The organism is Schnuerera sp. (assembly GCF_035459645.1).
GTDB lineage: Bacteria > Bacillota > Clostridia > Tissierellales > Tepidimicrobiaceae > Schnuerera.
Genome location: NZ_DATHXO010000002.1, coordinates 1 through 3,957, shown reverse-complemented (window position 1 = coordinate 3,957; position 3,957 = coordinate 1). Strand labels below are relative to the sequence as shown.

Here is a 3,957-nt window from a genome sequence, read left to right as displayed (position 1 = left end):
ATGGATCATTTCTACCTATTTTTTTCTTTTTTACAATTGGTTGTTGAGATTTCCCCTCTGTATTTACTGGTTCTGCTACCCTTTTTCTTTTCATTTTTTCTGGTGATTCTACATGGTATAGATATCTTACTGTATCTTCCTGTATACTATGGTTCATCTCTTCAAACATATCAAACCCTTCATTTTGATAAGCTCTGACAGGATCTTCTTGACCATATGCTCTTAGACCAATTCCTTGTCTCAGTTGATCCATTGCATCTATATGATCCATCCACTTACTGTCTACAACCTGTAATAAAATTACCCTTTCTATTTCTCTAAACATTTCTTCCCCAATTTCTTCTTCTTTTTCCTTATATCTTTCTTCTCCAATATTGTAGAGAATTTCTATTAGCTTTTCCTTATCTAAAGATTCGATATCATCTATTTTTAATCTATTCTTAGGTAAAAATATATTTGCTAAATAATTTTCCAGCCCTACTATATCCCATTCTTCTGGATATTTGCTTTGTCTTGTATAGATTTCCACTGCTTCTTCTATTATATTTTTTACCATGCTTAAAATATGTTCCCTCAAATCTTCCCCTTCCAGAACTTTTCTTCTCTCAGCATAGATTACTTCTCTTTGTTTATTCATTACATCATCGTATTGTAATACATGCTTTCTTATAGCAAAATTATTACCTTCCACTTTTCTTTGAGCATTTTCTATGGATCTAGTAAGTAGTTTATGCTCTAATGGTTCATCTTCAGGCATATTTAGACTATTTACCATATCCTTCATTCTTTCTCCTCCAAAGAGTCTCATTAAATCGTCTTCTAAGGATATATAGAACCTAGATGAACCTGGGTCTCCTTGTCTTCCGGAACGACCACGAAGTTGGTTATCTATCCTTCTAGATTCATGGCGTTCAGTACCAATAATATGGAGTCCACCTGCTTTTATTACTTCTTCTGCTTCTTTTTCTGTTTTTTTTCTATTCTCTTCATAAAACTTTCTATATTCTTCCCTAGCCTTAACGGTTTCTTCATCAGATATTTCTATAAAACTATCAACTGCCGCTATTATTTCATCTGAATATCCTCTTTTTTTCAATTCTAATTTTGCTAAATACTCTGGATTTCCTCCTAGCACTATATCCGTTCCTCTTCCTGCCATATTGGTTGCTATGGTTATGGCTCCTAATCTCCCTGCTTGGGCAACTATTTCTGCTTCCCTTTCATGATATTTTGCATTTAGTACTTCATGAGGTATTCCTGCTTTTTTAAGCATTTTACTTAACAATTCAGATTTTTCAATAGAAATAGTCCCTACTAAAATTGGTTGACCAATACTATGTTTTTCCTTAATTTCTTCAACAATAGCATTAAATTTCGCTTCTTCATTTTTATATACTACATCAGGAAAATCCTCACGTATAACTGGTTCATTAGTAGGAATTTCCACTACATCCATTCCATATATTTCACTAAATTCCGATTCTTCCGTTTTAGCTGTTCCTGTCATACCTGCCAATTTTTCGTACATTCTAAAATAATTTTGGAATGTAATAGTAGCTAAGGTTTTTGACTCTGATTTTACATTCAATCTTTCTTTTGCTTCAATAGCTTGGTGTAAACCTTCGCTATATCTCCGGCCATACATAAGTCTACCAGTAAATTCATCTACAATTAATACTTCTCCATCTTTTACTACATAGTCTATATCTCTTTTCATAATATTTCTTGCTTTTAGCCCTTGATTAATATGATGGGCTATTTCCATATTATTTGGGTCTGCTAAATTTTCTAAACCAAAATAATTCTCTGCTTTAGCAGTTCCCTTTTCAGTCAAAGTACAAGTTCTTGCCTTTTCATCAATTAAAAAATCTACTGTTTCTTCCTTAATTTCCCTATCAAAAGGATCATTTCTTTCCTCTTTAGGATCAACTATTCTTCCAGTCAAAGTAGATACAAAAGAATCGGCTGCTTCATATAATTTTGTGGATTGTTCTCCTCGACCTGATATTATCAATGGAGTTCTAGCCTCATCAATTAATATACTATCCACTTCGTCTACTATTGAATAATATAGTTTTCTTTGTACCATCTCTTCCTTGTAGATAACCATATTATCCCTTAAATAATCGAATCCAAATTCGTTGTTAGTTCCATAGGTAATATCACAGTTGTAAGCAGCTTTTCTTTCGGTATTACTCATACCGTGAACAATGCAACCTACATTTAAACCAAGAAATTCATATACCTTTCCCATCCATTGTTTATCCCTTTTAGCCAAATAGTCATTAACCGTTACAATATGAACCCCTTTTCCTGTTAATCCATTTAAATAGGCTGGCAAAGTAGCCACTAAAGTTTTCCCTTCTCCAGTTTTCATCTCAGCAATCCTTCCTTGGTGGAGAATTATACCGCCCATCAATTGGACCCTAAAATGTTTCATGCCAAGTACTCTATAAGATGCCTCTCTTACCACTGCATAGGCTTCTGGTAAAATATCTTCTAAAGTTTCACCTTTATTTAACCTTTCTTTAAACTCTATAGTTTTACTTTGCAACTGTTCATCCGATAATTTTTGCATATCTTCATCTAAACTTTCAATCTTATTCACTAAAGGTTCTATACGTTTTAATTCTCTTTCACTATAAGAACCAAATATTTTATTAAAAAAGCTTTTCATACTTTTACCGCCTTTCAATATTGACTAATCTACATCACTATATTTTATCATTTATTGATATACCAAACAAGATATAATGTCTGGTAACTGCTAATATCTATATCCTCCCATAAAGGAATCTTCTCCTAGCATTATCTCCTGTATTAAAGCAAAAATCCCAAAACCTATAATCAAATCCCCTAAACTAATTGTTTTTGGAAATGGATATGGTTCAAAAAAACCAATAGTATCTCCTAAAATTGGAAATTTAATATTTTCTATAATGGAGTTATTTATAAGAATGGGTTTTTCCCAATTATTCGTGGCTAATACTATAAAATTTAATACATATCCTAATAAAATTGCCCACAAAGATCTAAGTCTAAGGTTTGAGCCAACCCCTATCAAAATCAAAATATAAGATATTATCTGTAATTGTTTACTATATACCAATATTTTATTTATACTATTTATTTCATTCATTTCAAATAAAAATGCCAATATGTACTGAATTAAAATTCCTAAAATAAATATCCACATGGTTTTATGATTTATTGACTTAAACCTTTTAAGCTTACCACCTCTAATTAAACCAAGAATTATAGAAATAAGTATAGCTTCTATAATCATAATATCATCTCCCTTTGCCTATTACAGTAAAATAAAATTGCAGGATATATATCCTGCAATTTTAAATCTATCTTAATTATACTATTAAAACTCTGGTTCAATCAACCCATAGTTTCCATCTTTTCTTTTATATAATACATTTAAATCATCTGATTCTGCATTCATGAACACGAAGAAGTTATGTCTTAATAACTCCATCTGTAATATAGCTTCTTCTACATTCATAGGTTTCATATCAAATCTTTTTGTTCTAACAACTTTTGGTCTATCATCTTCTTCCTTTAGAGGCATAATATTTTCAAATCTTATAGTTTCTCCATTATTATATCGTCTTTGTAATTTTGTTTTATGTTTTCTAATTTGACGTTCTAATACATCTACTGCATTGTCAATAGAAGCATACATATCATCACTAGATTCTTCAGTCCTAAGTATAGTTCCGGGTAGGTTTATGGTAACTTCAATAATCTTTCTATTCCTTTCTACACTATAAGCCACATTACCTTCTGCATCTTTTTGAAAATACTTGTCTAATTTTCCTAACTTTTTCTCCGTTACATTCTTTAAAGCTTCTGTAACCTCCATGTTTTTTCCAACAAAATTTAGTTTCATAAACCCCAGCTCCTTTCATATAAGCAAAAACTTATATCCTTTATTAATATAATATACCC

Annotated in this window: 3 protein-coding genes; all 3 read right to left on the bottom strand. The window is 31.2% G+C overall.

All coding sequences use genetic code 11. The features are described from left to right. Positions 1-2,677 (bottom strand): preprotein translocase subunit SecA (gene secA / locus VK998_RS00035; RefSeq protein ID WP_325224089.1); only part of this gene is annotated, 2,677 nt, incomplete at its 3' end. Between the two features lie 90 nt (positions 2,678-2,767). Continuing rightward, positions 2,768-3,286: a DUF5317 family protein gene (locus tag VK998_RS00030; protein ID WP_325224087.1), complete on the bottom strand. Its 519-nt coding sequence runs from the start codon at positions 3,284-3,286 to the stop codon at positions 2,768-2,770. An 84-nt stretch (positions 3,287-3,370) separates the two neighbouring features. Continuing rightward, positions 3,371-3,898 carry a ribosome hibernation-promoting factor, HPF/YfiA family gene (hpf, locus tag VK998_RS00025; protein WP_325224084.1) on the bottom strand — a complete coding sequence of 176 codons (528 nt, stop codon included), beginning with the start codon at positions 3,896-3,898 and terminating at the stop codon, positions 3,371-3,373. Positions 3,899-3,957 lie beyond the last annotated feature (59 nt).